Consider the following 24,796-nt stretch of genomic DNA (forward strand, 5'->3'; position numbering starts at 1 on the left):
TGTTCAGAAATGGGATCAAGCGGCGCCCGGCGTCAGGCCCTGGCCCAGCCCGCCGTCGACGGTGAGGCGTGCCCCCGTCGTGAAGGTCGCCTCGAAGGCGAAGAAGAGCACCGCGCGCGCGACTTCGGCCGAGGTGCCGTGGCGCCGCATCGGCGTGATCTGGTCGCCCAGCCGCATGAACTCGGCGCGCTCCTCGGCCGTAGCGTCGGACACGCCGAGCGTGGGCGTGTCGATGAAGCCGGGGCTCACCACGTTCACGCGGATGCCGCGCGTCACGAGCTCCGCCGCGAAGCCCGAGGCCATCGAGCGCAATGCGGCCTTGGTGGCGCTGTAGACGCTCATGCCGTGCATGCCGCCTTCGTCGGCAATGGACGAGGTGAAGACGATGGCGCTGCCCGCAGGCATCAGCGGTGCGAGGCGCTGAACCGTGAAGAACGGGCCCTTGGTGTTGACCGCAAAGGCGCGGTCGTAGCCGGCCTCGGTCACCTGCTCGAAGGGTTCGAGCGACGAGATGCCCGCATTGATGTGCAGCAGGTCGATGCGGCCGAAGCGCTCGCGCGCCGTGGCGGCGAGCGTGTCGATGTCGGTCAGCGAGGCCGTGTCGGATGCCAGCACATGTGCGCGCGGGCCGAGCACGCGGCGCGCGGCCTCCAGGTTCTGCGGATTGCGGCCGGTCACGAGCACGTCGGCGCCGCCGTCGAGCAGCGCCTGCGCGGTGGCCAGGCCCATGCCGAGGGTGCCGCCGGTGATGACGGCCTTCTTGCCTGCGTAAGGTGTGTGTGGGGTGGTGTTCATGGCCGTCGATGATCCGGATCGCGAGGCTTCCGGTCGCGCACGTTCAGCCGTGGGGGAGCACAAACGGTCGCCGGCATGCACGCCGCGCGCGGCCCATAATGTTTCGATGAGCGATACCGATCTGGACACCGATCTGCACGCGCACGGTGGTGTGGCGTGCGAGGTGGCGCTGTCGGCCGACAGCTTCGTCGCGCCGCCCGCCACCGACAGCCTGCGCGTCGACGTGCGCCAGACCCCCGGCGGGGTCGTTGGCTACGAGGCGCTGCCCGACCACCGCCTCAAGCTGCACGCGGGCGCGCCGGTGGCAGGCGCCTGCCAGTTCCATCGCTTTCTCTACACGCGCGGCGACCTCGACATCCTGCCGGCCGGCAGCACCGACATCTGGCATGAAGAGTCGCCGAGCACCTCGGTCGTGGTGCGCATGGCGCCCGCATTGCTCGTGCGCACGGCCGACGAGATGGGCCTGCCGGCCGAGCGCGCGGTGCTCGGCGAGCGCCACCAGTTCCGCAATCCGCAGATCGAGCACATCGCCTGGGCGCTCGACGCCGAGCGCCGCGCGGGCTTTCCCAACGGCCGTCTCTACACCGACAGCCTGGGCACCGCGCTCGCGGTGCAGCTGATCGCGGCCGGCCCGCAGGTGGCGCCGTCACCCGCGCAGGGGCTGACGCGGCTGCAGTTGAAACGCGTCACGGAATTCATCGAGGCGCATCTGGATGGCGACCTGTCGCTGGCCGCATTGGCCGAGGTCGCGGGCCTGAGCGCCTCGCATTTGAAGACGCAGTTCAAGCGCTCCACCGGCCAGGCGGTGCATGCCTACGTGGTGCACCGCCGCGTCGACCGTGCGCGCAGCCTGTTGCTGAACAGCGAGATGCCCGCGAGCCTCGTGGCGCTCGAGAGCGGCTTCTCGCACCAGAGCCACATGGCGCGCTGCATGCGCCGCGTGCTGGGCCTCACGCCCGGCGAGGTGCGGCGCGCGGCGTAGGGTTCAGCGCGCTTCGTCGTCGAAGCCGCTGAATGCGATGTCGGGCGCGCTGGTGTTGTGTTTCGAGGGCAGGCTGCGGCCGAAGCGCACCTGCGTGGCGTTCAGCGTCTTCACCTCGGGCAGCGGCAGCACCTGCTCGGCCGCTTGCGGCGAGGCCTGCCAGCGCACCTCGCTCATGTCGGCGTTGTCGGGCGTCACGTACATCGAACGCAGCACGGCAAAGGGCTGCTTCGCGCTTGCTGTGGGGTGGGAGAGTGTCACGTCGAGCGCGGTGCGGGTGCGGCTGATCTCGGTCACGCGCGCCACCGCCTTGCCGCCGTCGGTGAAGCGCAGGTGGATGGCGAGGGGCTTCGGCACCACGCGGATCGACGCGATGTTCACCACCGGCCGCCCGGCCTGCACGACCGGGCCGAGCAGGAACGACGAGCCGTACACGCCGTCGCCGAAGCGCGCCTCGGGCAGCGGCTTGAGGCGCCAGTAGCCGTCGGAGGGGTAGAGCACGATGGCCTCGAGCGCTTTGCCTTTTTCCTTCTTGAACACCTGCAGCAGGTGAAAGCCGCGGTCGTGGCGCATGCCGACCTGCACCGGCACGCGCGCCGGGCGCCAGAAGGTCGGCAGCGTCATGCCGACGATGCGCCACTGCGCGTTGTCGAGCAGCACGACGGTGCGCTTCCTGAAGCGGTGCGCGGGGTCGGTGGGGTGGGCGCCGCCGTCGAAATTGCAGCCCGAGAAATCGGGCGCGGTGACGTCGTTGCCGATGCTGCCGAGGTAGCTGGGCTGCAGCGCTTCGATGCGCATGCGGCGGATGCCGTCGCCGCGCAGCACCATCGACACGTTGTCCTCTTCGGCGCAGGCCGTGGAAGTGGTGGCGTTCTCGACGGTGGCGGCCACGGGCGCTGCAGAAGCGGCGCCAGTGGTCAGCAGCAGGGCGAGGAAGGCGGCGGCAGGAGCGCGCGAGGCAAGGCGCGCAGCAATCGAAACGGGCATCGGGTCTCCGGTGAAGGGGAGAGGGCGCGCGAACGCGCAAGAACCGAAAGGCTCAGGTGGGGTCGCGGCGCGCCATCAGGTCGCTGAAAAGCTTATGTTCGCATTCCGGGTCGGAACACTTCTCGCAAGGCCATGTCCACGAGGCGGGCTTGGCATCGCGGCGGGTGCGCGTGCGGGCGCGGCCTTCGTTGCCGGCGATGGTGTTGATCGCATTCCATGCGTTCGCCAGCCGCTCGCCGCCGCTGCCGTGCACCACCGCATACGAGAGCCCCGCGCGCGAGAGCGCGGCGCGCACCAGCGTGTCGGTCGGCTGGCGCGCGTGCGGGCCGTCGCGCATGTCGTCGGCCACCCAGGGCAGGTCGAGCGCGGTGAGCAGCGTGATGGCATAGCGCCGCTGCGCGGCCAGGGCGCTGTCGTAGAGCGAGACGTCGGCGAACAGTTGCTCGCTGTAGACCGCCGTCATGAGCGCCGTGGTGTCGGCCACCACCACGCCCGTGGCGGCAGCGGTGTCGATGCGGCGCCTCTGTTCGTCGGCGATGGCCTGTTGCTCGTCGGGGCGCGGCGTGCGGCCTTCGCGTTCGCACCATTCGCGCAGGTACTCGCCCACCAGCGTGACGGGCGTGCCGCGGTCTTGCAGGCGCTGCGCGATGGCGCGCGAGAGCTCGGTCTTGCCCGTGCTCTCGGCGCCCACGAGCGCGATGACGCAGCCGGTCGGCAGGTTCGGTGTCATGCGGGCACCGCCTTCGCCGTGGCCTTCGGCAGGCGTTGGCGCCATGCCAGGAAGCCGGCCACGCTGAGCACGGCGAACACCGCGTACAGCGCCGTCGTGAGCCACAGGCCCTTGTGGATGAACAGGCCCACGCTGACCGCGTTCACGGCCAGCCAGATGAGCCAGTTCTCGATGAACTTGCGTCCGAGCAGGAACTGCCCGACCAGGCTCAGGCCGGTGACGAAGCCGTCCCACCAGGGCACGTCGGTGTTGGTGAAGCGGCGCAGGAAGAGGGCGACCACGGGCCACGCAATCGCGCAGGCCACGAGGGCGTACACGGTGCCGCGCGGCGACAACCGGCTCACCCGCAGGGCGCTGCCGTCGGCGCGAAAGCCGCGCAGCCATTGCGCCCAACCCCACAGGGCGACGAAAGCGAAGAAGACTTGAAGGGAGGCGTCGCCGTAGATGCGTGCGTTGGCGAACACCACCACGTAGAGCAGCGAGCTGACGATGGCCAGCGGCCAGCCCCAGTGGATCTCGCGCATGTTGCAGCCGACCATCGCGAGCGCGAGCACGGCGGCGACGAGTTCGAGCCAGGTGACGGGAGAACCCCACAGCGCAAAGGCGGAGGCCGAGAGAAGCTCTGGCATCGAGAAGCGGTGGCGAAGGAAAGGATCAGTGCGCGATCTGCACGAAGACTTCGTTCGGTTTGACCATGCCGAGTTCCGCGCGGGCGCGTTCCTCGACCATCTCGAGGCCGTCTTTCAGGTCATTGACTTCGGACGCAAGCCGCTCGTTGTTGAGGGCGGCCTTGGCGTTGGCGTCCTTCTGGTCGGCCAGCTGGGTTCTGAGCTGGGCGACCTCGCGCACGCTGCCGCGCCCGTTCCACAGCTGCCACTGCAGGATGACCAGCAGCAGCACCAGGATGAGAGGAGGGACGAAGCGCGCGCGCATGCAGGCTGCGAGGCGCTACTTGAGGTTGTAGAACGCGCCGCGGCCCGGGTAGACGGCGATGTCGCCGAGGTCTTCTTCGATGCGCAGCAGCTGGTTGTACTTGGCGATGCGGTCCGAACGCGACAGCGAGCCGGTCTTGATCTGGCCGGCGTTGGTGCCCACGGCGATGTCGGCGATGGTGCTGTCTTCGGTTTCGCCCGAACGGTGCGAGATGACGGCCGTGTAGCCTGCGCGCTTGGCCATCTCGATGGCGGCGAAGGTTTCCGTCAGCGTGCCGATCTGGTTGATCTTGATCAGGATCGAGTTGGCGATGCCCTTGTCGATGCCTTCTTGCAGGATCTTGGTGTTGGTGACGAACAGGTCGTCGCCCACCAGCTGCACGCGCTTGCCCAGGCGGTCGGTGAGCAGCTTCCAGCCGTCCCAGTCGCCTTCGTGCATGCCGTCTTCGATGCTGATGATCGGGTACTTGTCGACCCAGGTCGCCAGCATGTCGGCCCAGTTGCCGGCCGACAGCGTGAGGTTCTCGCCCGACAGCACGTAGTTGCCGTCCTTGTAGAACTCGCTGGCTGCGCAGTCCAGGCCCAGGGCGATCTGTTCGCCAGCAACGTAGCCGGCCTTGTCGATGGCTTCCAGGATCAGCTGGATCGCAGCTTCATGGCTCTCGACGCTGGGGGCAAAGCCGCCTTCGTCGCCCACGGCCGTGCTGATGCCGCGGTCGCCCAGGATCTTCTTCAGGGCGTGGAACACTTCAGCGCCGTAACGCACGGCCTCGCGGAAGCTCTTGGCGCCCACGGGGATGATCATGAACTCTTGCAGGTCCAGGCTGTTGTTGGCGTGCGCGCCGCCGTTGATGACGTTCATCATCGGCACCGGCAGCTGCATGCCGCCCATGCCGCCGAAGTAGCGGTACAGGGGCAGGCCCGATTCTTCGGCCGCGGCGCGGGCCACGGCCATCGAGACGGCGAGGGTGGCGTTGGCGCCCAGGCGGGCCTTGTTGTCGGTGCCGTCCAGGTCGATCATCGTGCGATCGAGGAAGGCCTGTTCGCTGGCGTCCAGGCCCAACACGGCTTCCGAGATCTCGGTGTTGATGTTTTCGACGGCCTTCAGCACGCCCTTGCCGAGGTAGCGGCTCTTGTCGCCGTCGCGCAGCTCGATGGCCTCGCGCGAACCGGTCGAAGCGCCCGAGGGCACGGCCGCACGGCCCATGGTGCCCGATTCGAGCAGCACGTCGCACTCGACGGTGGGGTTGCCTCGGCTGTCGAGAATTTCGCGGCCGACGATGTCAACGATTGCACTCATCTCTATCTCTTTCTCTGGGTCTCTTGGTGGAGTGGACTGGCAAAAAACGGAATCAAAGGCCTTCGACCGCGATCATGTTCATGATGGCGGCGCCGGCACGCGCTTCACGCGCCTTCAGGTATTCGGGCGTTTCGTAGAAGGCCTTGGCCTTCTCGAAGCTGGGGAATTTGAGCACGACCACGCGGGTGGGCTTCCAGTCGCCTTCGAGCGGCTGCACCTGGCCGCCGCGCACGCAGACTTCGGCGCCGTGCGCCTGCATCGCGACGCTCGACCACTTCTTGTATTCCTCGTACTGCGTCGGGTTCGTGACCTCGACGTGCGCAATGACGTAACCGCTGCTCATGCTTGAAAACTGTCCTCGAGGAATGCGTTTTTCTTGGTGACCCGGTCGAGCGCGACAAGCGTTTCGAGCAGGGCCTTCATGTGCTTGAGCGGCACGGCGTTGGGGCCGTCGCTCAGGGCTTTGTTCGGATCGGGGTGGGTCTCCATGAAGAGACCGGCCACGCCCACGGCCACGGCCGCGCGCGAGAGCACCGGCACCATTTCGCGCTGGCCGCCCGAGCTGGTGCCCTGGCCGCCGGGCAGCTGTACCGAGTGCGTGGCGTCGAACACCACGGGCGCCTTCGTCTCGCGCATGATCGCGAGCGAGCGCATGTCCGAGACGAGGTTGTTGTAGCCGAAGCTGGCGCCACGCTCGCAGGCCATGAAGCTGTCTTCGTCCAGGCCGGCTTCCTTGGCGGCAGCGCGGGCCTTGTCGATCACGTTCTTCATGTCGTGCGGCGCAAGGAACTGGCCCTTCTTGATGTTCACCGGCTTGCCCGACTGCGCCGCAGCGTGGATGAAGTCGGTCTGACGGCACAGGAAGGCGGGCGTCTGCAGCACGTCGACCACCTTGGCGGCCTCGGTGATGTCTTCGTGGGTGTGCACGTCGGTCAGCACCGGCAGGCCGAGTTCGCGCTTCACCTTGGCCAGGATCTCGAGGCCCTTGTCGCGGCCCGGGCCACGAAAGCTCGTGCCCGAGGAGCGGTTGGCCTTGTCGAAGCTGCTCTTGAAGATGAACGGGATGCCCAGCGACGCCGTGATTTCCTTCAACGTGCCGGCCGTGTCCATCTGCAGCTGCTCGGATTCGACCACGCAGGGGCCGGCGATCAGGAAGAAGGGCTGGTCCAGTCCGATGTCGAACCCGCAAAGTTTCATGCCACTGCCTTGAGCGTCTTGTTGGTGCTGCCCGCGCCCTTGTCCTTGTGGTCGAGCGCCGCCTTGATGAAGGCGTTGAACAACGGATGGCCGCCCCACGGCGTTGACTTGAACTCGGGGTGGAACTGCACGCCCATGAACCACGGGTGCACGTTCTGCGGCAACTCGACGATCTCGGTCAGGTGCTCGCGCTGCGTGAGCGCGGAGATCACGAGGCCGGCGTTGCGCAGTTCGTCGAGGTAGTTGACGTTGGCTTCGTAGCGGTGGCGATGGCGCTCGGTGACCACGTCGCCGTAGATGCTGTGCGCCAGCGTGCCGGGCGTGACGTCGGAGCTTTGCGCGCCCAGGCGCATGGTGCCGCCGAGGTCGGATTTCTCGTCGCGCGTCTTCACGGTGCCGTCGCGGTCCTTCCACTCGGTGATCAGCGCGATCACGGGGGTGGGCGTTTCCGGGTCGAACTCGGTGCTGTTGGCGTTCTTGAGGCCGGCCACATGGCGGGCGTATTCGATGGTGGCCACTTGCATGCCCAGGCAGATGCCCAGGTAGGGCACCTTCGATTCGCGGGCGAAGCGAGCGGCCGAGATCTTGCCTTCCACGCCGCGCTGGCCGAAGCCGCCGGGCACCAGGATGGCGTCGTACTTGGCCAGGCGCGACACGTCTTGTGCCGAGATGGTCTCGGAGTCGATGTAGTCGATCTTCACGCGCGCATGGTTCTTCATGCCGGCGTGGCGCAGTGCCTCGTTGAGCGACTTGTAGCTGTCCGACAGGTCGACGTACTTGCCGACCATGGCAATCGACACTTCCTGTTGCGGATGTTCGACCTCGTACACCAGGTCGTCCCAGCGCGTGAGCTTGGCCGGCGGCGTATTGATGCGCAGCTTGTCGCAGATCAGGCCGTCGAGGCCCTGTTCGTGCAGCATGCGGGGCACCTTGTAGATGGTGTCCACGTCCCACATCGAAATGACGCCCCATTCGGGCACGTTCGAGAACAGCGAGATCTTGGCGCGCTCGTCGTCGGGAATCGGGCGGTCGGCGCGGCACAGCAGCACGTCGGCCTGGATACCGATGGCGCGCAGTTCCTTGGCGGTGTGCTGCGTGGGCTTGGTCTTGAGTTCGCCGGCGGCGGCGATCCAGGGCACGTACGAGAGGTGCACGAAGGCCGAGTTGTTCGGGCCGTTGCGCAGGCTCATCTGGCGCACGGCTTCCAGGAAGGGCAGCGATTCGATGTCGCCCACGGTGCCACCGATTTCGACGATGGCCACGTCGACTTCGTGCGGGGTGCCGATGCCGGCGCCGCGCTTGATGTATTCCTGAATCTCGTTCGTGATATGCGGAATGACCTGGACGGTCTTGCCGAGGTAGTCGCCGCGGCGTTCCTTCTCGAGCACGGTCTTGTAGATCTGACCGGTCGTGAAGTTGTTGGCCTTGCGCATGCGCGTGTTGATGAAGCGCTCGTAGTGGCCGAGGTCGAGGTCGGTCTCGGCGCCGTCATCGGTGACGAACACTTCGCCATGCTGGAACGGTGACATCGTGCCGGGGTCGACATTGATGTACGGATCGAGCTTGATGAGGGTGACTTGGAGGCCGCGCGATTCGAGGATCGCGGCGAGCGAGGCGGAGGCGATTCCCTTGCCAAGGGAAGATACGACACCACCGGTGACGAAGACAAATTTGGTCATGCCAGTTCCGGACGCGTGAATCCGGGCAGTGGGAAATTGCGATTATAGGTGTCCCCTTTGTGCCTCCACGGCCGAAGGCCATCCGGTTCCTGATCTTGTCGGTATGTGAGCAACAATATGTCCCATGCAAGATCTCGCCGGCAAACAAATCGTCCTCGGACTCACAGGGGGCATCGCCTGCTACAAATCGGCCGAGCTGTGCCGCCTGCTCGTGAAGGCGGGCGCCACGGTGCAGGTCGTGATGACCGAGGCGGCCGAGCAGTTCATGACGCCGGTCACGATGCAGGCGCTCTCGGGGCGCACCGTCTACACCTCGCAGTGGGACGCCCGCGAGCCGAACAACATGCCGCACATCAACCTGAGCCGCGAGGCCGATGCGATCGTGCTGGCGCCCTGCAGCGCCGATTTCATTGCGCGGCTGGTGCAAGGGCGTTCCGACGAACTGCTCAGTCTGCTGTGCCTGGCGCGTCCGACCGAGCGCGTGCCGCTGTTGATCGCCCCCGCCATGAACCGCGAGATGTGGGCCCATCCGGCCACGCAGCGCAACCTGATGCAGGTGTCCGCCGACGGCGCGACCGTGCTGGGCGTGGGCAGCGGCTGGCAGGCCTGCGGCGAAACCGGCGACGGGCGCATGCTCGAACCGGCGCAGCTGCTCGAGGACATCACGGCCTTCTTCCAGCCCAAGCTGCTGGCGGGGCAGAAGGTGCTGGTCACGGCCGGCCCGACCTTCGAGGCGCTGGACCCGATCCGCGGCATCACCAACCATTCGTCCGGCAAGATGGGTTTCGCCATCGCCCGCGCGGCGCGCGAGGCCGGTGCCGAGGTCACGCTGGTGGCCGGCCCGGTGCACCTGCCGACGCCGCGCGGCGTGAGCCGCATCGACGTGCTGTCGGCGCAGGAGATGCTCGAAGCGACGACGCGCGCTGCGCAGGTAGCTAGCATTTTTGTAGCGACGGCCGCCGTGGCCGACTGGCGCCCCGCCACGCACAGCGACCAGAAGATCAAGAAGGACGGCAGTGGCCAGACGCCCGTGCTGCACTTCGTCGAGAACCCCGACATCCTGCTCACCGTGGCCAAGAGCGAGCGCGCCCAGGCCAAGCAGCTGTTCTGCGTGGGCTTCGCCGCCGAGAGCGAGAACCTCGCCGAACACGCCAAGGCCAAGCGCGAGCGCAAGGGCATTCCGCTGCTGGTAGGCAACATCGGCCCGCTGACCTTCGGGCAGGACGACAACGCGCTGCTGCTGGTGGACGCGAAGGGTGTGCGCGAGCTGCCCCGCGCGCCCAAGCTCCGGCTGGCGCGCGAGCTGATGACGGAGATTGCCGCGCGACTTCCCGATTGGAGGGCCTGATGAACACCGAATCGAACACACCACCCAACGGCGACTTCGCCCGCTATGTGGAGCAGCTGTCGGCGCGGGCGGGACAGTCCACCCGTGTGCCCGGCAAGGAGTCCGAGCACGGGCTGGACGTCGGCATGACGCCTTCGCCCGGCGCGCAGGGCACCGTCGCCGCGCGGCGCGAATCGCCGGCTGGCGAGGCCGCGAAGGCAGACGGCACCAAGGCCATCCCCCTGGGCACGCTCAAGGTGCTGGCCGGCATGGGGGCGATGTTCCTGGTGCTGTGGGCCATCGGCGTGCCGCTCTCCGTGCTCGTCCTGGGCGCGGCCGCGGCCGCCTGGTTCGGCAAGCGTTTTCTCAAGGGGCTCAACCTGAGGCCCGGGGTCGCCAAATGGCAGCAGGTGCTCGAAGAGGCCGCGCGCAGGCAAAAAGAACAGCAACAGAAGTAACCAAGGCAGCAAGTCAGTGAAAGTAGACGTCCGAATCCTCGATCCGCGCATGGTGGATCAATTGCCCGCGTATGCCACCCCCGGAAGCGCCGGCCTCGACCTGCGGGCCTGCCTCGACGCACCGGTCACGCTCGAACCCAATGCCTGGCAACTGGTGGGCACCGGCATCTCGATCCACCTGGCCGACCCGGCCTACGCCGCATTGATCCTTCCTCGCTCGGGCCTGGGCCACAAGCACGGCATCGTGCTGGGCAACCTCGTCGGCCTGATCGACAGCGACTACCAGGGCGAGCTGAAGGTCAGCGCCTGGAACCGCAGCAACACGCCCTTCGTGCTGCAGCCGATGGAGCGGCTCGCCCAACTGGTCATCGTGCCGGTGGTGCAGGCGCAGTTTCAGGTGGTCACCGAATTTGCAGCCTCGCAACGCGGCGAGGGCGGCTACGGCTCGACCGGCAAGCACTGAGCTTTTGCCTCCCTGCAAAGCTGAAGGGCACCTGAGTATCCAAGGCGTAAAGAGCGGAACTGCCGGCGCGCGGTTCGCCTCGAAGGTTTCAGCGTGTGTCTTTCGTCATCGCGGCTTCGGCTGAGGCGTTAGGCACAGGCCGGCATGCGGCCCGTCCGGGCGCGTGCTGTTTTCTTCGAGGAGCCTCTTTCATGAACATCTCAATGCGCTTCATTTCCGTCACTGCGTCCGTGCTCGCACTGGCCACGCTCACGGCCTGTGTCGCGCCGGCCCCGGTCTACCAGACCTCGCGCTACCCCTACCAGGCCCCGCCACGGGCGATCCAGTACCAGGAAGCGGCCTACGTCGAGTACGGCCACGTGGCCAACATCGAGGTGCTGCGCAGCGAAACCGCAGGCGTCGGCACCACGGGTGGCGGTGCCATCGCGGGCGGCCTCATCGGCGGCGTGGTGGGCAACCAGTTCGGACGCGGCAACGGCCGTGCCGCAGCCACGGCGCTCGGCCTCGTGGGCGGCGCCCTGCTGGGCAACACCATCGAGGCCCAGCAGAACGGCCCACGCGCCTACGAAAGCTACCGCGTCTCGGTGCAGACCGACCGGGGTGGCTACCGTGCCTTCGACGTGCAAAACCCGGGCGACCTGCGCATCGGCGACCGCGTGCGCATCGACAACGGGCACATCTCGCGCATGTAAGCGGTCGGCCGCGCGCACCAAGAAAAAAGCCGGGCAGTGCCCGGCTTTTGCTTTGTGGGGTGGCGGGTCTCAGTGCAGCATCTGGCCGCCCGGCGCCATCGGCGGCACCTTGAAGAAGGCCGTGCCTGCCGTGCCGCGGCCGACTTCTTCTTCGGTGGCTTCGCGCACCGAACGCACCGTGATGTCCAGGCGGATCGCGATGCCCGCCAGCGGGTGGTTGCCATCGAGCACGAGGTGGTCCGGGTAGATCTCGGCCACGGTGTAGATCGCATCCTTGGGGATGCCGTCGCTCACGCCCTTGGGCAGGGCGGAGCCGTCGAAGGTCATGCCTTCTTCGGTGCCTTCGGGGAACAGCGTGCGCGGCTCCAGGAAGAGCAGCTGGTCGTTGAAGTCGCCGAAGCCCTGCTCGGGTTCGATCTGCAGTTGGACGCGCGCACCGGGCTCATGGCCCTGCAGGGCGGCCTCGATCACGTCGAAGAGGTCGTCGCCGCCCACCATGAATTCCACCGGCTCGTCGAGCACGTCCAGCACATCGCCGAGCGTGTCTTTCATGGTCCAGGTCAGGCCGACCACGCATTGTTCAGAGATTTCCATTGCAGAATTCTCCCATGGAGATCAATCAACCGCTGCCCTTGCTTGGCGGCCTGAGTCCCGCGCAGTTCATGCGCCGGTACTGGCAAAAGAAACCCCTGCTGATCCGGCAGGCCGTTCCCTCGATGGTGCCGCCGATCGACCGCCCCGCGCTCTTTGCGCTGGCGGAGCGCGAGGGCGTCGAGTCGCGCCTGATCCGGCATGGCAAGGCCGGCTGGTCGCTCAAGCACGGCCCGTTGCCCCGTCGCGCGCTGCCGCCGCTGAAGCAGCCGGGCTGGACGATGCTGGTGCAGGGCGTCGACCTGCACCACGACGGCGTGCACGACCTGCTGCGGCAGTTCCGCTTCCTGCCCGACGCGCGCCTGGACGACCTGATGATCAGCTACGCGAGCGACACGGGCGGGGTCGGCCCGCATTTCGACAGCTACGACGTGTTCCTGCTGCAGGCGCAGGGCCGGCGCCGCTGGTCCATCGGCAAGCAGTCCGATCTGCGGCTGCAGCCCGACGTGCCGCTCAAGGTGCTCGAGAACTTCGAGCCCGAGCAGACCTTCGTGCTCGAGCCCGGCGACATGCTGTACCTGCCGCCCAAGTACGCCCACGACGGCGTGGCGGTGGGCGACGACTGCATGACGTACTCGATCGGGCTGCGCTCGTCCGCCGTGGGCGAGCTGGGCGCCGACCTGTTGGCGCGTGTGGCGCAGGCCTATGCCGAAGACCTGGAAGACGCCGGCCCGGCCGAACTGGCGCGTTACCGCGATCCGTCGCAGCCTGCCGTGGAAGCCCCGGCCGCGATGCCGGCTGCGTTGCAGGACTTCGCTCGCAAGGCGGTCGAGGCCGCGCTGCGCGACCCCGACGCGATCGACCGCGCGCTGGGCGAATCGCTCACCGAGCCGAAGGCCAACGTCTGGTTCGGCGAGGGCGCCCAGGCGCCCGAGGTGCTGCGCGAAGTCGCGCTCGACCGCCGCACGCGCATGCTCTACGACGCGCGGCACGTCTACATCAACGGCGAGAGTTTCCGCGCCGGCGGGGCCGACGCCACGCTGATGCGGCGGCTGGCCGACCAGCGTGCGCTCGGCGCGCGTGACCTGGCCCGTGCCAGCGAGGGTGCGCGGGCGCTGCTGGGCGATTGGTGCGAGGCGGGCTGGCTGCATGCCGGGTGAAGGCGCCGTCCCGGTCCTGATCGAAGGCCGCTTCGACGGTCGGGAGGCGTTTGCCGACCTCGTTCGCAACGCCTTGTCTGCCGCCGCGCACCAGGGCTGGAACGAGATCGTCTTCAGCGACCCCGACTTCGCCGACTGGCCCCTGGGCGAGCGCGCGAGCATCGAGGCGCTGCAGGCCTGGTCGGCCAGCGGGCGCCGCCTGTTGCTGCTGGCGCGGCGCTTCGACCTGGTGGAGCGCGGCCACGCGCGCTTTGTGACATGGCGCCGCACCTGGGACCACATCGTCGAATGCCGTGCGGCAGGTCGCTCCGGCACGGCCGAGGAGGTGCCCAGTGCCTTCTGGACGCCCACCTGGTGCCTGCACCGCATCGACCCCGAGCGCAGCCGCGGCGTCTGCAGCAGCGAGGCGCGTGCACGGCGCGACCTGCGCGAAAGCTTCGACGAGTGCTGGCGCCAGGGGCGACCGGCTTTTCCGGCCTCCACGCTTGGCTTGTAAGCCAATGCCGCAAATACACCCCCGCGACATATCCGGGCGGGGTTGGCGGTCTAGAATTTTTTGGTTCCAGACCTTCATTGCCAAAGGAGTCCTCATGAAGAAGTCGTCGTCCGTCCTGATTGCCTCGCTGATCGCCGCTGCCGCCCTGGTGGCCTGCGGAAAGAAAGAGGACGCCGCGCCTGCGGTCGTGACCCCGCCGCCCGCTCCCGTGACCGAACCCGCACCCGCCGCTCCACCGGCCGCCGCGCCTGCATCGGCACCGTCGGCCGCCGCCTCGTCGGCCCTGGACGCCGCCAATGCCGCGACCGAAGCGGCCAAGAAGGGCGAGGCACCGAAGCAGTAATTCCGCTGTGCGGTCCGCACCATGCAAAAAGCCGCCTCAGGGCGGCTTTTTCATTGGGGGAGGGCGAAGCTCAGACGTCGAGCCAGGGCGAGCCCTCGGCGGCGGTGGCCGTGAGCATCTCGGCTTCGTCGCCGCCCAGCGCATCGGCCATCAGGCGTCGCACGATCTCGGGCCGGTTGTTCTGTTCGCTCAGGTGCGCCGCGACCACGTGGCGCAGCCCGTCGTGAAGCACGGCGCGCGCGATCTCGGCCGCCGCGGTGTTCGACAGGTGGCCGTAGTTGCCGCCCACGCGCTGCTTCAGGAACGAGGGGTAGGCCGAGCCGGCGAGCAGGTCGCTGTCGTGGTTGAACTCCAGCAGCAGCGCATGCGCGCCGCGCAGCCGGGCCAGCACATGGCTGGTGGCGTGGCCCAGGTCGGTCAGCACGCCCAGCGTGCGGTTGCCGTCGGTGCAGCGCAGCTGCAGCGGCTCGCGGGCGTCGTGGGGCACGGTGAAGGGCTGCAGGCAGAGGTCGCCGACGCTGAATTCGGCGTCGTCGCGCGCCAGGTGCAGACGACCTTCATAGTCGCGCCCGCCGGTCGCGAGCCAGGTGCCCTCACTCATCCAGACCGGGATGCGGTCGCGCAGCGACAGGGCATGGGCGCAACCGATGTGGTCGCCATGCTCGTGGGTGATGAAGACAGCGTCGAGGTCTGCGGCAGCCAGGCCCGCCTGGGCCAGGCGCCGGTCGAGCTGGCGGATGCCGAAGCCGCAGTCGACGAGGAGGCGGGTGGTGCGGCCGGCGCTGGTCGTCGCTTCGACCAGCGCGGCGTTGCCCGTGCTGCCGCTGCCGAGGCTTCGGAAGCGGAGCATGGGGCTTACTTCAGGTCGTCGGCGATGACCTTGACGATGCGCTGCGCGTTGGCCGAGGTTTCGGGCGCGCCGGCGTCGTTCAGGACCGAGACCGTGGTGGCTTCGCCCTGGCTCTTGACCGAGATGCGGAACTTGATCGGTGCTTCGTCCTTCTTGGAGCTGCTGAACAGCTTGCCGAAGAAGCCGTCGTCCTTCTTGTCGGGGTTCGGCGTCACGTAGCGCACGAAGTAGATGCCGGCGCTGCGGTCGCGGTCTTCGACGGTGAAGCCGGTGCGGTCCAGGGCCAGGCCGACACGGCGCCATGCGCGGTCGAAGCCTTCGTTGATCTGCACGACCGGCTGGTTGCCGATGGTGGACACGGTGGCGGTCTTGGGCGTCGCGGTGGTCGCGGCGAGAATCTTCGACTGCTCTTGCGTCACGCCGAGCTTGACCATCAGGCGGCGCAGGAATTCGGTCTCGAGTTCAGGATCGCTCGGGCGGGGCTGCCACACGGTCTGGTCCTGGCGGGAGTTGTTGTAGACCTCCTGCATGCCGCGGTGGCTGATGAAGATCTCGGTGCTGCCGTTGGGGTTGCGTTCCAGGCGGGTGCGGAAGCGGTCGAGTTCGCCGGTCGAGTAGACCGAGTCGACCAGCTTGCCCAGCGTGCCGCGGATGATGTCCTGCGGCAGCTTGGCGCGGTTCTCGGCCCAGTCGGTTTCCATGATGCCCAGGTTGCGCTGGTCGGTGGTCAGCAGGAAGCCGCTTTCCTGCCAGAAGTCCTTGACCGGCTCCCAGAGCTGGTCGGGCGTGCGGTTGATGACGATCCAGCGCTGCGTGCCCGAGCGCTCCATGCGCACGTCGCCGATGTTGGCCACGGCGGTGGGAATGCCCGGTGCGTTCGCGACGCCCGCCTGGTAGGCGTTGGCGGTGACGGCGCCGCCTGGCACCGCGTAGCGGTTGTCACGCGAGAGCTGGGAGAGATCGGGTGGGACTTCGAGCGTCGGGGCCTTGCCTGCGCTCTTGTAGTCGATCTTGTCGCTCTCGAGGACGGAGCAGGCGGCGAGGCTGGCAACGAGGGCCAGCAGTGCGAATCGCGAAATGTTCTTCAACGTCGTCTTCCTTGGTGGAATGGTTCGGTCAATCGATGGGCCCCAGCGCCCCGCCCTCTCTGAGCACTGTTGCGGCAAAAGGTTGCTTGACCTTGTTGCGAGCAGGGAGAAGGGCAGGCGGGAACCGGTGTGATCGGTGGGAAGCTCGGTCAGTCCTTGAGCAGGCCGGTGGCGCGCAGGGCGCCCTCGACCGCCGGGCGGCTCGCTTCGCCGAGTTCCGTGAGCGGCAGCCGCAGGGCGCCGCCGCACAGACCCAGGCGGGCCATGGCCCACTTGAGCGGGATCGGGTTGGGTTCGACGAACAGGTTGCGGTGCAGCGGCATCAGTTCGAACTGCAGCTGCATGGCGCGCTTCACGTCGCCGGCCAGCGCGGCCACGCACAGCTCGTGCATCTTGCGCGGCGCCACGTTGGCCGTGACGCTGATGTTGCCTTGGCCACCGCACAGCATGAGCGCGACCGCGGTTGGGTCGTCGCCGGAGTAGACGGCAAAGTTCTTCGGCAGGTCGCGGATGAGCCACTGGGCACGTTCGATGTTGCCGGTGGCTTCCTTGATGCCGATGATGCCGGGCACCTGCGCCAGGCGCAGCACGGTGTCGTGCGCCATATCGGCGACAGTGCGGCCGGGCACGTTGTACAGCACGACGGGCAGGTCGCCGACAGCTTCGGCGATGGCCTTGAAGTGCTGGTACTGGCCCTCTTGCGTGGGCTTGTTGTAGTAGGGAACGACCTGCAGCTGCGAGTCGGCGCCCACGCCCTTGGCGAACTTGGCGAGCTCGATGGCTTCCTTGGTCGAGTTCGCGCCGCAGCCGGCCATCACGGGCACGCGGCCCCGGGCTTGCTCGACGGATACGCGGATGATTTCGCAGTGCTCTTCCACATCGACCGTCGGCGATTCGCCGGTGGTGCCGACCACGCCAAGGCAGTCGGTGCCTTCGTCAATGTGCCAGTCGATGAGCCGCCGCAGGGCGGGGTAGTCGACACTGCCGTCGTCGTGCATCGGCGTGACGAGCGCGACGATGCTGCCTGTCAGTTGCTCCAAGGGAATCTCTTTGTCGGTGGACGAAAGCGGCCATTCTACTGACTCCGGCCGGGCCGGAGACAGTTGTGTCGGCGCGCTCAGCTGGCCTTCAGGAAGTGGCGCGGCGAGGCGCCCGCGGCCGCTTCGCCGGGCCGCACGGCGGCGATGCGTTGGACGAAGCGCGCCGGCTCCGGCAGGAAGCCGTCTTCATAGGCGATCACCTGCAGGCTGGCGCAGGCCCCGAGCAGCTCGCCCGGCTGCAGCAGGAAGTCGGGCCGCGAGGGCTTGCCGACGGTCTCGTTGCCGGCCGCGAAGGTCTCGTACAGCAGCACGCCGCCCGGCGCCACGGCGGCCACGATGTCGGCCATGCGCGGGCGCCAAAGGTAATTGGTGACGACCACCGCGCCGAAGCGCTGGGCCGCGAAGGGCCAGGGGCCCGACTCGATGTCGGCCGCCACCACCCGTCCGAAGGCGCCGGCTGCCTCGACGGCCTCGGGCGACCGGTCGACGCCGGTTGCTGCGTGCCCGCGCCCGGCGAACCACTGCATGTGCCGCCCGGACCCGCAGGCCACGTCGAGCACCGTGGCGTTCGGCGCGAGCAGGTGCGACCAGCGCACGATCCATTCGGAGGGTGCCGTGTTCGTGTGCACGGGAATTGCTACATCTTTCATAGCTGCCTGGGCCCGGCTTGCGGGCGGTTCGGGGCGAAGTCGTTCAGAAACAGGACCACACCTGGTCGACCAGCGTGACCAGGAACGCCGGATGCACGTACAGCGCGAACACGCCGCCCAGCGCCGCCAGCACGGCGGCGAGCCAGGCGGCCTGGGCCAGGTAGTGGTTGCGTGTGCGGGGCGTCATGGCGGTCTTCCTTGATAGAGGCGGTCAGCCCGCCACGGCGGCCGGCCGGACCGCGCGCGCAATGGCGCTTTCCTTGACCGGCAGGTTGATCAGCGCCGCGAACACGCCCAGCGCGATCGAGATGTACCAGACGATGTTGTAGCTGCCCGTCGTGTCATACAGGAAACCACCGAGCCACACGCCCAGGAACGAACCCACCTGGTGGCTCAGGAACACGAAGCCGCTGAGCATCGACAGGTGCGCCACGCCGAAGATGCCCGCCACGATGGCGTTGGTGGCCGGCACAGTCGACAGCCACAGGAAGCCCATCGCCGCCGAGAAGACGTACACGCTGAGCGGCGAGATCGGCACCAGCAGGAAGAGGGCGATCGACACCGCTCGCGCGAAATAGATGGCCGCAAGAATCTTGGGCTTGGACAGCTTCTGCCCCAGCAGGCCGACCGTGTAGGTGCCGAACACGTTGAACAGGCCGATCAGCGCCAGCGCGTAGCCCGCCACGTCGGCCGACAGGCTCTGGTCGCGCAGGTAGGTTGGCATGTGGATGCCGATGAAGGCCAGCTGGAAGCCGCAGACGAAGTAGCCCGCCATCAGCAGCCCGAAGCTCGGGTAGCGGAAGGCCTCGCCCACGGCCTGCAGCACCGACTGGTCGCGGTGGCCGGCCAGCGCCGCGGTCTTGGGTTCGCGCAGGCCGAAAGCCAGTGGGACGATCACGAGCACCACCACCGCCAGCACCGCCAGCGCGGTCTGCCAGCCGAAGGCGCCGATCAGGCGGCCTTCGATGGGCGCCATCAGGAACTGCCCGAACGAGCCGGCCGCCGCCGCCACGCCCATCGCCCAGGAGCGGCGCTCGGCGGGGATCTGTCGGCCGATCACGCCGTAGATCACGGCGTAGGTCGAGCCCGCCTGCGCCGCGCCGATCAGCACGCCCGCGCTCAGGGTGAACAGCAGCGGCGTCGGCGAATGCGCCATGCCGAACAGGCCCAGCGCGTAGAAGATCGCGCCGCCGATCAGCACGCGGAACGCGCCGAAGCGGTCGGCCAGCATGCCCGCGAACACACCGAAGATGCCCCACGACAGGTTCTGCACCGCCAGCGCGAACGAGAAAGTCTGTCGGTTCCACTCCTGCGCCTGCGTGATGGGCTGCAGCCAGAGGCCGAAGCCGTGGCGGATGCCCATCGAGAGCGTGACGATCATGGCGCCGCAGAACAGCACCTGCTTGATCGAAAGGGTGGGAGCGGGGGAGGCTTGCATCCTTCGAATGTAGCGAAATGGATGCTGCGGCAGGTGGCGTGGCGGCCAAGGCCATTGATGATTTGTGGGCGCGGTTTCGATGCGCGCACGGCATCAAAGAAAGAGGGCAGGCACGCGGCCTGCCTGTGGGGTCAGCGCGCCGGTGCCGCCGCCGCGCCGCGCGCGCCCGGAAAGCCGTGCTCGCAGGCCCGCCACGCCAGCATCAGCCCCGGCACCAGCAACGCCAGCAGCGACCAGGGCAGGCTGCCCGCGCCGCCGCCTTGCAGCAGCAGGCCGCCCACCAGCCCGCCGCCTGCGATGGCGAGGTTCCAGGTGGTCACGACCATCGACTGCGCCACGTCCGCCGCGTCGCCGGCGGCCTGGGCCGAGGCGGTCTGGAACAGCGTCGCCGCGCCGCCGAAGGCCAGGCCCCAGACCGCGACCGCGAGGTACACGCCCGCCGCCGATCCGCCCGCCGCGGCGAGCATCAACGCCGCCAGCGCGAAGGCGGCGGTGCCGGCCAGCACCAGCGTGCGCAGCCAGCGGTCGATCAGCACGCCCGTGAGCCAGATGCCGCCCAGCGACGCCGCGCCGAACACCAGCAGCACCTGCCCGACCTGCGCGCCGAGCCCGGCGTGCGCCAGGAAGGGCGCGATGTAGGTGTAGAGGATGTTGTGCGCCAGCACGAAGGCGAACATCACGGCCAGCACCGGCCGCACGCCCGGCAGCAGGAACACGCGGCGCACGCTCTGTTGGCGCCCGGCCTCCTGGCCCGGGAAGTCGGGCACCTGCCAGCGCACCCAGCCGAGCAGCAGCACCGACAGCGCCGACATGATCAAAAAGGCCGGCCGCCAGCCGACGCTCGCGCCCAGCAGCGTGCCGGCCGGAATGCCCAGCGACAGCGCCAGCGGCGCGCCCAGCATCGCGACCGCAATGGCCCGGCCCTGCTGCGACGGCGCCACCATGCGCGCCGCGTGCCCGGCCAGCAGTGCCCACAGCAGGCCCGCGAACACGCCGGCGAAGAAGCGCGCGACCAGCGTCAGCGTGTAGTCGTGCGACAGCGCCGTCACCGTGTTGACCACCGCGAAGCCGCCGATCGCGCCCATCAGCAGCGGCCGGCGCCGCCAGCCGCGCGTGAAGGCCACCAGCGGAATGGCCGCCACCAGCGAGCCCAGCGCGTACACGGTGACGAGCTGGCCGACCAGTGCGGGCGCGACGCCCAGGTCGGCGCCGATTTGCGGCAGCAGGCCGGCCGGCATCGCCTCGGTGAGGATGGTGATGAAGCCGCCGGCCGCCAGCGCCAGCAGGCCGGAGAGGGGCAGCGGTGAAGAAGAGGTCGTGTCACGCATAGACGGCGTCCCGGAGGTCGGTGACGAAGCGGCCCGACATGCCTTCGTAGAGCGTGTTCGTGAAGGCCACCACGCTGAGCCCGCGCGCCCGGTCGACGAACCAGGCGTGGCCGTAGGCGCCGCCCCAGCGCCAGGTACCGGGCGATTCGGGCGTCTGCGTGGGCTGCGGGTCGTGCAGCACCGAGAAGCCCAGGCCGAAGCCCCAGCCCGGCGCGTCCGCCGGGCCCCGGTCGCCCGTGTGGTTGCGGCCCATCGTGTCGACGGTGGCGGCGCCCAGCAGCGGGGTGCCGCCGGTGCGCAGCGTTTCGAGCAGGCGCAGGAAGTCGCCCGCGCTGCCGACCATGCCGGCGCCGGCCGAGGGCCAGGCGTTGGCGTCGAAGGCGCGTGCCGGGTCGAAGCGGATGCCGACGGCGCCCTCGAACGACGTGGCGACGACGGGGCCGTCCATGCGCTGCGGCGGCGTGGCGCCGAGGCCGTTCACGTAGGGCGTGGCGAGCCGCGGGTCGCCGGGGGCGACGGCGAAGCCCGTGTCGTGCATCTGCAGCGGCGCGGTCACCAGCGTGCGCACGGCTTCGGGCAGCGGCAGGCCGCTGGCCGCCTCGACCACCGCGCCGATCACGTCGATGGCCAGCGAATAGAACCATCCGGTGCCGGGCGGGTACAGCAGCGGCACGCCGGCCAGGCGTTGCAGGTTGGCGGCCAGCGTGAGGCCGTCGTCGCGGTCCATGCCGTCCGACACGCCAGCGCGTGCGTACGGGCCGTCGTCCGAACTTTCGAAGAAGCGGTAGCCCAGGCCGGCCGTGTGGGTCAGCAGTTGCCGCAGCGTGATGACGGCTTCGCCGCCGTCGGGCATGCGCGGGCGGAAGTCCGGCAGCCAGCGTGTCACCGGGTCGTCCAGGTCGAGCCGGCCCTGGTCCACGAGCACCATCGCGGCGGTCGAGGCGATGGGCTTGGACACCGAGGCCAGCCGGAACAGCGCGTCTTCGTGCATCGGCTGGCCGGTCTCGCGGTCGGCCAGCCCGGCGGCGCGCCGGTGGACGAGGCGGCCGCCGTGGCGCACCAGCACCACCGCGCCAACCAACCGCTCTTCGGCCAGCGCACGGTCGATGGCGGCGTCGATGCGCGACGGGTCCGGGCCCGGCCAGGCCGGGGTGAAAGTAGGGGAAATGTCGGGGAGAAGGGTCATGCGTCCCACGATAGGAAGAAGCCGACTTCGGATAAAGACGGCTACAGTTCCGCTCAATGCGGACCTTCGAGTCCGCAATGGAGATTACCCATGGACAGCCTCAGCGGCTTTGCCGTCTTCGTTCAGGTCGCCGAAACCCGCAGCTTCGTGGCGGCCGGGCGCGCGCTCGGCGTGTCGGCCTCGGCCGTGGGCAAGCGCGTGGCGCGGCTCGAGGAACGGCTGGGCGTGCGCCTGTTCCACCGCAGCACGCGCAGCATCACGCTCACCGCCGAGGGCGCGCTGTTCCTGGCGCGCAGCCGCCGCGTGCTGGCCGAGATCGAGGCCGCCGAGCAGGAGCTGTCGCACGCCGCCGAGGCGCCGCGCGGGCGGCTGCGCGTGAGCCTGCCGCTGGTCAGCTCGCTGGTGCTGCCGGTGCTGGCCGACTTCATGGCCGCCTACCCGGCCATCGAGCTCGACCTCGACTTCAGCGACCGGCTCGTCGACGTCATCGAGGAAGGCTTCGACGCCGTGGTGCGCACCGGCGAGCCGGCGGATTCACGGCTGTCGTCGCGCCAACTCGGCGAGTTCTCGCAGCTGCTCGTGGCCTCGCCCGGCTACCTGGCGCGCCACGGCACGCCCGCCTCGCCAGACGACCTGGCCCGCCACGCCTGCCTGCATTACCGCTACCCGGCGACCGGCAAGGTGGAGGTCTGGCCGCTTGCGCCCGGGCCCGACGGCAGCGAGGTGCGCCCGCCGGTCTCGATGATCTGCAACAACATCGAGACCCGTCTGTGCTTTGCCCTGCGCGGGCGCGGCATCGCCTGCCTGCCCGACTTCAGCGTGCGCGCCGCGCTGGCCGAGGGCGCGCTGCAACCCGTGCTGGCCGACCACCTGCGCCAGCCCCGTACCATCGCGTTCCGCGTGCTGTGGCCTTCGGGGCGCCATCCGTCGCCCAAGCTGCGGGCGTTCATCGACTTCCTGGGCGCGCGGATGTTCGGTCCGCCCGTAGAAATCAACGCCTGATGTGCGAAAAGACCGACGCCGGTGCCTGTATGGGTATCCAGTCATTTCAACCCAACTGACTACAATCCGCCCCCATGGCGACTTCCCCCAAGACATCTTCAGACTCCGCTTCCGGCTATTCGGAAGGCTCCATCCGCGTGCTCAAGGGCCTCGAGCCCGTGAAGCAGCGCCCGGGCATGTACACCCGGACCGACAACCCCCTGCACATCATCCAGGAAGTGCTCGACAACGCCGCCGACGAAGCGCTGGCGGGCTACGGCAAGAAGATCAAGGTCACGCTGCACACCGACGGTTCGGTCAGCGTCGAGGACGACGGCCGCGGCATTCCGTTCGGCATGCACCCTGAAGAACAGGCCCCCGTGATCGAGCTGGTCTACACCCGGCTGCACGCCGGCGGCAAGTTCGACAAGGGCTCGGGCGGCGCCTACAGCTTCTCGGGCGGCCTGCACGGCGTGGGCGTGTCGGTGACCAATGCGCTGTCCAAGCGCCTCGAAGTCAGCTCGCACCGTGAAGGCTCGGTCGCGAAGCTGGCCTTCAGCGCCGGCGACGTGATCGAGGCGCTCGAGATCCGCAGGCTCGAAGCGGGCGAACGCAAGCAGGGCACCACCGTGCGCGCCTGGCCCGACGCCAAGTATTTCGAAACCGCCGCGCTGCCGATGGGCGAACTCACCCACCTGCTGCGCAGCAAGGCCGTGCTGATGCCCGGCGTGAGCGTCACGCTGGTGAATGAGAAGACCGGCGAAAGCCAGCAGTGGCTCTACAAGGGCGGCCTGAGCGACTACCTCATGCAGACGCTCAATGGCGACCCGGTCATTCCGCTGTTCGAAGGCAGCGGCCATGCCGACAAGAACGCCGACAACTTCGCCGAAGGCGAGGGCGCCGACTGGTGCGTGGCCTTCACCGAAGACGGCCAGCCGGTGCGCGAGAGCTACGTCAACCTGATTCCCACCAGCGCCGGCGGCACGCACGAAAGCGGCCTGCGCGACGGCCTGTTCACCGCGGTGAAGAGCTTCATCGAGCTGCACTCGCTGCTGCCCAAGGGCGTGAAGCTCCTGCCTGAAGACGTGTTTGCGCGCGCCTCGTACGTGCTCAGCGCCAAGGTGCTCGACCCGCAGTTCCAGGGCCAGATCAAGGAACGCCTGAACTCGCGCGACGCCGTGCGCCTGGTGTCCAGCTTCGTGCGCCCCACGCTCGAGCTGTGGCTCAACCAGCACGTCGACTACGGCAAGAAGCTGGCCGAACTGGCCATCAAGGCCGCGCAGACGCGCCAGCGCGCCGGCCAGAAGGTCGAGAAGCGCAAGGGCTCCGGCGTGGCCGTGCTGCCCGGCAAGCTGACCGACTGCGAGAGCAAGGACATCAGCCACAACGAAGTGTTCCTGGTCGAGGGCGACTCCGCCGGCGGCAGCGCCAAGATGGGCCGCGACAAGGAAAGCCAGGCCATCCTGCCGCTGCGCGGCAAGGTGCTCAACACCTGGGAAGTCGAGCGCGACCGCCTGTTCGCCAACACCGAAATCCACGACATCTCGGTGGCCGTGGGCGTCGATCCGCACGGCCCCACCGATTCGCCCGACATGAGCGGCCTGCGCTACGGCAAGATCTGCATCCTGTCCGATGCCGACGTGGACGGCTCGCACATCCAGGTGCTGCTGCTCACGCTGTTCTTCCGGCACTTCCCCAAGCTCATCGAAGCCGGCCACGTGTATGTCGCAAAGCCGCCATTGTTCCGGGTCGATGCGCCCGCGCGTGGCAAGAAACCGGCCTCCAAGGTCTACGCGCTGGACGAGGGCGAACTCACCGCCACGCTCGACAAATTGCGTAAAGATGGCGTGCGCGAAGGCGCCTGGAGCATCAGCCGCTTCAAGGGCTTGGGTGAAATGAACGCGGAACAATTGTGGGAAACCACGCTCAATCCGGACACCCGGCGCCTGATGAAGGTCCAATTGGGTCGGTTCGACTTTTCGTCCACCCAGGGCGAGATCACCAAGCTGATGGGCAAGGGCGAAGCGGCGGCGCGGCGCGAGCTCATGGAACTGCGCGCCGACGACGTCGACATCGACGTCTGACCTTTTCTTTCTTTTTCCT

The 24,796-nt window shown here is 68.4% G+C and carries 28 protein-coding genes; 10 read left to right on the plus strand and 18 right to left on the minus strand.

The genetic code is table 11. The features are described from left to right. Positions 1–15: 15 nt before the first annotated feature. Positions 16–795, minus strand: coding sequence for an SDR family oxidoreductase (locus tag AC3WQM_RS08560; protein WP_492677974.1), 780 nt, complete (start codon positions 793–795; stop codon positions 16–18). Between the two features lie 106 nt (positions 796–901). On the opposite strand from AC3WQM_RS08560, the gene AC3WQM_RS08565 reads away from it, so the two are divergent. Further along, positions 902–1,777, plus strand: coding sequence for an AraC family transcriptional regulator (locus tag AC3WQM_RS08565; RefSeq protein WP_492677976.1), 876 nt, complete (start codon positions 902–904; stop codon positions 1,775–1,777). 3 nt (positions 1,778–1,780) lie between these two features. Here the strand turns inward: AC3WQM_RS08565 and AC3WQM_RS08570 are convergent, their stop codons facing one another. The 8 genes from AC3WQM_RS08570 to pyrG are packed head-to-tail and all read right to left on the minus strand — an operon-like array spanning position 1,781 to position 8,602. After that, a complete protein-coding gene (locus tag AC3WQM_RS08570; protein ID WP_492677978.1) occupies positions 1,781–2,764 on the minus strand; it encodes a hypothetical protein in 984 nt (327 codons plus the stop codon). Positions 2,765–2,816: 52 nt separating this feature from the next. Beyond that, a complete protein-coding gene (locus AC3WQM_RS08575) occupies positions 2,817–3,494 on the minus strand; it encodes an AAA family ATPase (protein ID WP_489057363.1) in 678 nt (225 codons plus the stop codon). Further along, positions 3,491–4,123 carry a nicotinamide riboside transporter PnuC gene (gene pnuC / locus AC3WQM_RS08580; RefSeq protein ID WP_492677980.1) on the minus strand — a complete coding sequence of 211 codons (633 nt, stop codon included), beginning with the start codon at positions 4,121–4,123 and terminating at the stop codon, positions 3,491–3,493. Before pnuC ends, AC3WQM_RS08575 begins: the two co-directional genes overlap by 4 nt. Positions 4,124–4,148: 25 nt before the next feature. After that, positions 4,149–4,427 (minus strand): cell division protein FtsB, encoded by a 279-nt coding sequence (gene ftsB, locus AC3WQM_RS08585; protein WP_070059525.1) that lies wholly within the window; start codon positions 4,425–4,427, stop codon positions 4,149–4,151. A 15-nt stretch (positions 4,428–4,442) separates the two neighbouring features. Continuing rightward, positions 4,443–5,726 (minus strand): phosphopyruvate hydratase, encoded by a 1,284-nt coding sequence (gene eno, locus AC3WQM_RS08590; RefSeq protein ID WP_099796284.1) that lies wholly within the window; start codon positions 5,724–5,726, stop codon positions 4,443–4,445. A 52-nt stretch (positions 5,727–5,778) separates the two neighbouring features. Beyond that, positions 5,779–6,069 carry a DUF1330 domain-containing protein gene (locus tag AC3WQM_RS08595; RefSeq protein WP_062474654.1) on the minus strand — a complete coding sequence of 97 codons (291 nt, stop codon included), beginning with the start codon at positions 6,067–6,069 and terminating at the stop codon, positions 5,779–5,781. After that, entirely contained in the window at positions 6,066–6,923 is an 858-nt protein-coding gene (kdsA, locus tag AC3WQM_RS08600) for a 3-deoxy-8-phosphooctulonate synthase (RefSeq protein WP_062474657.1), read from the minus strand. Before kdsA ends, AC3WQM_RS08595 begins: the two co-directional genes overlap by 4 nt. Further along, complete coding sequence (gene pyrG / locus AC3WQM_RS08605) at positions 6,920–8,602, minus strand: CTP synthase (protein WP_099796286.1); 1,683 nt, start codon at positions 8,600–8,602, stop codon at positions 6,920–6,922. The genes kdsA and pyrG overlap by 4 nt, the downstream gene beginning before the upstream one ends. Before the next feature lie 124 nt (positions 8,603–8,726). Between pyrG and coaBC the strand changes: the two genes are divergently transcribed. From coaBC to AC3WQM_RS08625, 4 genes are all read left to right on the plus strand, one after another. After that, complete coding sequence (coaBC, locus tag AC3WQM_RS08610) at positions 8,727–9,950, plus strand: bifunctional phosphopantothenoylcysteine decarboxylase/phosphopantothenate--cysteine ligase CoaBC (RefSeq protein ID WP_492677982.1); 1,224 nt, start codon at positions 8,727–8,729, stop codon at positions 9,948–9,950. Next, positions 9,950–10,387: a hypothetical protein gene (locus AC3WQM_RS08615; protein ID WP_492677984.1), complete on the plus strand. Its 438-nt coding sequence runs from the start codon at positions 9,950–9,952 to the stop codon at positions 10,385–10,387. Before coaBC ends, AC3WQM_RS08615 begins: the two co-directional genes overlap by 1 nt. 16 nt (positions 10,388–10,403) lie before the next feature. Further along, positions 10,404–10,850, plus strand: coding sequence for a dUTP diphosphatase (dut, locus tag AC3WQM_RS08620; protein ID WP_390345028.1), 447 nt, complete (start codon positions 10,404–10,406; stop codon positions 10,848–10,850). A gap of 191 nt (positions 10,851–11,041) precedes the next feature. Further along, positions 11,042–11,542, plus strand: coding sequence for a glycine zipper 2TM domain-containing protein (locus AC3WQM_RS08625; RefSeq protein WP_062474665.1), 501 nt, complete (start codon positions 11,042–11,044; stop codon positions 11,540–11,542). A 69-nt stretch (positions 11,543–11,611) separates the two neighbouring features. Here AC3WQM_RS08625 and AC3WQM_RS08630 read toward each other — a convergent pair whose 3' ends face one another. Next, positions 11,612–12,136, minus strand: a complete 525-nt coding sequence (locus AC3WQM_RS08630; protein ID WP_369647612.1) for an FKBP-type peptidyl-prolyl cis-trans isomerase — start codon at positions 12,134–12,136, stop codon at positions 11,612–11,614. A gap of 14 nt (positions 12,137–12,150) precedes the next feature. Here AC3WQM_RS08630 and AC3WQM_RS08635 point away from each other — a divergent pair, with 14 nt between their 5' ends. The 3 genes from AC3WQM_RS08635 (at position 12,151) to AC3WQM_RS08645 (ending at position 14,132) form a co-directional block, all read left to right on the plus strand. Continuing rightward, entirely contained in the window at positions 12,151–13,293 is a 1,143-nt protein-coding gene (locus tag AC3WQM_RS08635) for a JmjC domain-containing protein (RefSeq protein ID WP_492677986.1), read from the plus strand. Continuing rightward, positions 13,283–13,789, plus strand: coding sequence for a hypothetical protein (locus tag AC3WQM_RS08640; protein ID WP_492677988.1), 507 nt, complete (start codon positions 13,283–13,285; stop codon positions 13,787–13,789). Before AC3WQM_RS08635 ends, AC3WQM_RS08640 begins: the two co-directional genes overlap by 11 nt. A gap of 94 nt (positions 13,790–13,883) precedes the next feature. Next, positions 13,884–14,132: a hypothetical protein gene (locus AC3WQM_RS08645; RefSeq protein WP_056583267.1), complete on the plus strand. Its 249-nt coding sequence runs from the start codon at positions 13,884–13,886 to the stop codon at positions 14,130–14,132. A 70-nt stretch (positions 14,133–14,202) separates the two neighbouring features. Here the strand turns inward: AC3WQM_RS08645 and AC3WQM_RS08650 are convergent, their stop codons facing one another. The 8 genes from AC3WQM_RS08650 to AC3WQM_RS08685 all read right to left on the minus strand — a co-directional run bounded on the left by AC3WQM_RS08650 (position 14,203) and on the right by AC3WQM_RS08685 (position 21,712). Further along, positions 14,203–14,982 (minus strand): MBL fold metallo-hydrolase, encoded by a 780-nt coding sequence (locus AC3WQM_RS08650; RefSeq protein WP_492677990.1) that lies wholly within the window; start codon positions 14,980–14,982, stop codon positions 14,203–14,205. A gap of 5 nt (positions 14,983–14,987) precedes the next feature. Next, positions 14,988–16,070: an NlpB/DapX family lipoprotein gene (bamC, locus tag AC3WQM_RS08655; protein ID WP_492677992.1), complete on the minus strand. Its 1,083-nt coding sequence runs from the start codon at positions 16,068–16,070 to the stop codon at positions 14,988–14,990. Positions 16,071–16,219: 149 nt separating this feature from the next. After that, on the minus strand, positions 16,220–17,116 hold the full coding sequence (gene dapA / locus AC3WQM_RS08660) for a 4-hydroxy-tetrahydrodipicolinate synthase (protein ID WP_370869904.1): 897 nt from the start codon (positions 17,114–17,116) through the stop codon (positions 16,220–16,222). A 71-nt stretch (positions 17,117–17,187) separates the two neighbouring features. Next, positions 17,188–17,760, minus strand: a complete 573-nt coding sequence (locus tag AC3WQM_RS08665) for a class I SAM-dependent methyltransferase (RefSeq protein ID WP_492677994.1) — start codon at positions 17,758–17,760, stop codon at positions 17,188–17,190. A gap of 43 nt (positions 17,761–17,803) precedes the next feature. Further along, complete coding sequence (locus AC3WQM_RS08670; RefSeq protein ID WP_192196102.1) at positions 17,804–17,947, minus strand: hypothetical protein; 144 nt, start codon at positions 17,945–17,947, stop codon at positions 17,804–17,806. 24 nt (positions 17,948–17,971) lie between these two features. Beyond that, a complete protein-coding gene (locus AC3WQM_RS08675) occupies positions 17,972–19,198 on the minus strand; it encodes an MFS transporter (RefSeq protein WP_492677996.1) in 1,227 nt (408 codons plus the stop codon). 131 nt (positions 19,199–19,329) lie between these two features. Then, positions 19,330–20,526: an MFS transporter gene (locus AC3WQM_RS08680; protein WP_492677998.1), complete on the minus strand. Its 1,197-nt coding sequence runs from the start codon at positions 20,524–20,526 to the stop codon at positions 19,330–19,332. Next, positions 20,519–21,712 carry a serine hydrolase domain-containing protein gene (locus AC3WQM_RS08685; protein WP_492678000.1) on the minus strand — a complete coding sequence of 398 codons (1,194 nt, stop codon included), beginning with the start codon at positions 21,710–21,712 and terminating at the stop codon, positions 20,519–20,521. Before AC3WQM_RS08685 ends, AC3WQM_RS08680 begins: the two co-directional genes overlap by 8 nt. A 90-nt stretch (positions 21,713–21,802) precedes the next feature. Between AC3WQM_RS08685 and AC3WQM_RS08690 the strand changes: the two genes are divergently transcribed. Both AC3WQM_RS08690 and AC3WQM_RS08695 read left to right on the plus strand, forming a co-directional pair. Continuing rightward, positions 21,803–22,714, plus strand: coding sequence for a LysR family transcriptional regulator (locus AC3WQM_RS08690; RefSeq protein ID WP_492678002.1), 912 nt, complete (start codon positions 21,803–21,805; stop codon positions 22,712–22,714). A 74-nt stretch (positions 22,715–22,788) separates the two neighbouring features. Beyond that, positions 22,789–24,777: a DNA topoisomerase IV subunit B gene (locus AC3WQM_RS08695; RefSeq protein ID WP_492678004.1), complete on the plus strand. Its 1,989-nt coding sequence runs from the start codon at positions 22,789–22,791 to the stop codon at positions 24,775–24,777. The last annotated feature ends 19 nt before the right edge of the window (positions 24,778–24,796 follow it).

This window comes from Variovorax sp. FW301-JW7 (genome assembly GCF_058788795.1).